This window comes from Micromonospora sp. HNM0581 (assembly GCF_012726175.1).
GTDB lineage: Bacteria > Actinomycetota > Actinomycetes > Mycobacteriales > Micromonosporaceae > Micromonospora.
Window position 1 is genome coordinate 1 of record NZ_JAASAD010000044.1, and the last position, 4,030, is coordinate 4,030.

A 4,030-nucleotide genomic window follows, 5' to 3' on the forward strand; every position below is an offset into this window, starting at 1 on the left:
CATTCCGCAACGCATCCGACAACCGCTCCAAAACCAAAACCCCAGCACCCTCCGAAAAACCCGTCCCATCCGCCGCCTCCGCAAACGCCTTACACCGCCCATCCACCGACAAACCCCGCTGCCGGGCGAATTCGCGGAACACCTGCGGCGTCGCGGTGACCGTCACGCCGCCGGCCAGGGCAAGGTCACATTCGCCCTGGCGCAGTGACCGCACCGCCTGGTGCACCGTGACCAACGACGAGGAGCAGGCAGTGTCCGTCGACACCGCCGGACCTTCCAGGCCCAACACGTACGCCACCCGGCCCGAGGCGACGCTCGCCAGCGACCCGGTCTGTGCGTACCCGGAGATGACCTCGGGGGTGACGAAGTGGTTGCCGTACCCGAAGTAGGCCAGCCCCGCGAACACACCGGTACGGCTGCCGCGCAACGAGTGGGGGTCGATGCCGGCCCGCTCCAGCGACTCCCACGACACCTCCAGGAGAAGCCGCTGCTGCGGATCGGCGGCAAGTGCCTCACGCGGGTTGATGCCGAAGAACTCGGCGTCGAAGTCCCCCGCGTCGCTGAGGAATCCGCCGGTACGCGTGTAGCAGGTGCCCGGTCGGCCGGACGTCGGATCGTACAGCTCGTCGAGGTCCCAGTTACGGTCGGTGGGAAAGTCGGACATGACGTCCGCGCCTGACTCCACCAGCTCCCACAGTGCCTCCGGGGTGACCGCGCCGCCCGGGAACCGGCATGCCAGGCCGACCACCGCGATCGGTTCGCGGGCGGCCTCCGTCAGCTCACGCAACTGCTTGCGGGTCTGCATCAGTTCGATGGAGGTCCGACGGAGGTAGTCGAGGATGTCGGCGTTGTTGTCGTTGGTCATCGCTGTTCCCCTAGCCGAGCTCGTTGTCCAGGAGCGAGAGAAGCTCTCCCGCCGAGGCCGAACTGATCCGATCGACGATGCCGGTCGGCGCGTCCACGCTCGTCTTCGCCGTCACCCGGCCGCGCAACTCGCTCAGCAGGGTGGCGATGGTCGCCTGCTCCTCGGGCCCGAGACCGAGGTACGCCTCGTCGAGCTGGCTACCCAGCGTCGCGATCTCCCTTCTCAGCCGATCGACGACGGCCCCGGTGTCCGTACCGGTGTCCACACTGATCCGGGTGAGCAGGAACTTGGTGAGAGCGCGCGGGTTCGGATGGTCGAAGACCATCGTGGCGGGCAGCTTCCCGCCGACGATCGCCGACAACTTGTTCCGTAGTTCCAGCGCGGTGAGCGAGTCGATCCCCAGTTCTTTGAAGGCCGTACCGGCACCTGTCGTTCTGGTGTCGGCGTGCCCGAGCACGATCGCGGTCTGGGTACGCACGGTGTCGAGCAACACCGCCTCCGCCTCCGCCGGAGGTAGTGAGCGCAGCCGCCGCACGAGTCGCGGCTCGGCGGCGTCGTCGGTTGCCAGGTCGCTGACCTGGCCCGATACCGCGGGCAGACCCCGTAGCAGCGGTGAGGTCAGCCGGCCGGCGTCGGTCGTGTCCGGCGCGGGTAGCCGCAGGTTGGCGGGCACCAGCACCGCCCGGTCGTGGCCGAGAGCCGCGTCGAAGAGCGCGAGTCCCTGCTGCGAGGACAACGGAAGAACACCCTGCCGGTGCAGGCGGGTGAGGTCCGCGTCGCCGAGATCGGCGACCATCTCGCTGCGCTCGGCCCAGAATCCCCAGCACAGGGAACTGGCGGGCAGTCCCGCCGCCCGGCGGGCGTGCGCCAGGCCGTTCAGGAAGGCGTTCGCCGCAGCGTAGTTGGCCTGCCCGGCGGTGCCCAGCACGCTCGCGATCGAGGAAAACAGGACGAAGGCGGAGAGGTTCAGCTGTCTGGTCAGCTCGTGCAGATGCCAGGCACCGCGCACCTTCGGCGCCAGCACCGTGTCGATCCGGTCCTCGGTCAGGGTTTCGACGACCCCGTCGTCCAGGACACCCGCGCAGTGGATGACCGCGGTGAGCGGACGGTCGGCCGGTACCGCCGCGATCAGCGCGGCGACCGACTCGCGGTTCGTGATGTCGCAAGCCACCACCTCCACCTCGGCACCGGCTCCGGTCAGCGCCGCACGCAGATCGGTTGCGGCCGGCGCCGCCGGACCACGCCGGCTGGTCAGCAGGAGTCGGCGCACGCCGTGGCGACGTACCAGGTGGTGGGCCAGCATCGCCCCCAGTCCGCTGGTGCCTCCGGTGATCAGCACTGTGCCGTGCCCGAGCGGGGAGTCCCCGGTCGATGGCGGCGGCGGATCGTCGGGCTGCGCCGCGGCACGATCCGCGCCGACGGGGGCCAACCGCGGTGTGTTCACCAGACCGGCCCGAATCGTGATCTGGGTCTCGCCGGTCGCGACGGCCGCCGGCACCAGATCCCACGAGGCAGGTTGGTCATCGATGTCGACGAGCGTGATGCGGTCCGGGTTCTCGGTTTGCGCGCAGCGCACGAAACCCCAGGTCGTCGCCGCGATGACGTTCGGGTGGGTGACCTGGTCGTCGTGGATCGCGTCGCGAGTCACGACGACCAGCCGGGATTCGGCGGTGCGGTCGTCGCCGAGCCAGCCCTGCAGCAGTCGGAGCAGTTGGTGCAGGTGTTCCTCGACGGCTTCTGGGATTCCTGCGTCCACCTCGGCCGCTGTTGCGGCCGCAACGATGACCACGGGGGGTACCTCGTCGAGGTCGCTGAGATCCGTGCCGGCGGGTTCCAGCACCACGTGCCGGCCGGTCCCCTGATCGACGCCGACCGGGTGGGGCAGCCAGTCCACCTGGTACAACCGGTCGCCCCGCTGGCCCGGCTCGGGCTCCGGGGTACCGTCGTGCGGGGTGTCCAGCCAGTAGCGCTGTCGCTGGAACGGGTAGGTCGGCAGCGGGATCCACCGACCGGCGCGCCCCGGCAGCACGGTCTCCCAGGACACCGGCAGGCCCGCCTCGAACAACTCCGCCGCTGACCGCAGCAGGCGGCCGAGGCCGCCTTCGTCGCGGCGCAACGTGCCCACCACCGTGGCGGCGGTATCCGTGCCGTCGAGCGTCTGTGCGATGCCGACGGTCAGCACCGGATGGGCGGACGACTCGACGAAGAAGCGGAAACCCTGTGCGGCGAGCGACCGGGTGGCCTCCTCGAAGCGGACGGTGTGGCGCAAGTTCGTGTACCAGTACTCCGCGTCCAGCCGGGCGGTGTCCAACCAGTCCGCGGTGACCGTCGAGAAGAACGGGATGTCGGACGTTCGTGGGGCGATATCGGCAAGCGCTCGGACCAGTTCGTCGCGTACGTCATCCACCTGCGCGGAGTGCGAGGCGTAGTCGACCGGAATGCGACGCGCCCGTACGCCCTGCGCGTCGCAGCGGGCCAGGAGAGCGTCGAGCGCGGCCGCCGCACCGGAAACCACGACAGATGACGGTCCGTTGACCGCCGCTATCGACAGTCCTTCGGTGAGGAGGGGTCGCACGCCGTCGACCGGTAGCGTCACCGAGACCATCCCGCCACGGCCCGACAGAGCCAGAATCGCCTTCGACCGGAGCGCGACCACCTTCGCCGCGTCCGACAGGGTCAGGCCTCCGGCGACACAGGCGGCGGCGATTTCGCCCTGCGAGTGGCCGAGCACGGCCGCCGGCTCCACGCCGTGGCAACGCCACGCCTCGGCCAGCGACACCATCACGGCCCACAGCACGGGCTGGATGACGTCCACCCGTTGCAGGGCATCGGCATCGTCGAGCACGTTCAGCAGCGACCAGGTCACGTACGGGGACAGCGCGTCGGCGCACTCCTGCATCCGTCGGGCGAACGCCGGCGACGAGGTGTACAGCTCGCGCCCCATGCCCACCCACTGCGATCCCTGCCCCGGGAAGACGAAGACCGTCCTGCCGCCCGCCGTCGCCGGTGCGGACGGGCCGTCGGTCCCTTCGGCTGTCGCGGTGAGCCCGGCGAGGAGTTCGGTGCGGTCCCGGCCCAGAACCACCGCCCGATGCTCGAACAACGACCGCGTCGACAACAACGAAAAACCAACATCAGCAACATCCACATCCGGCAAACCCACCA

General features: G+C 69.8%; 2 protein-coding genes. Both read right to left on the reverse strand.

The genetic code is table 11. The features are described from left to right. On the reverse strand, positions 1-865 hold an 865-nt coding region (locus HCA58_RS22945), incomplete at its 3' end, for a beta-ketoacyl synthase N-terminal-like domain-containing protein (protein ID WP_205809480.1). Positions 866-875: 10 nt separating this feature from the next. After that, the gene (locus HCA58_RS22950; protein WP_346776094.1) at positions 876-3,950 is read right to left on the reverse strand and encodes an SDR family NAD(P)-dependent oxidoreductase; all 3,075 of its coding nucleotides are present in this window, start codon (positions 3,948-3,950) and stop codon (positions 876-878) included. Between the last annotated feature and the right edge of the window lie 80 nt (positions 3,951-4,030).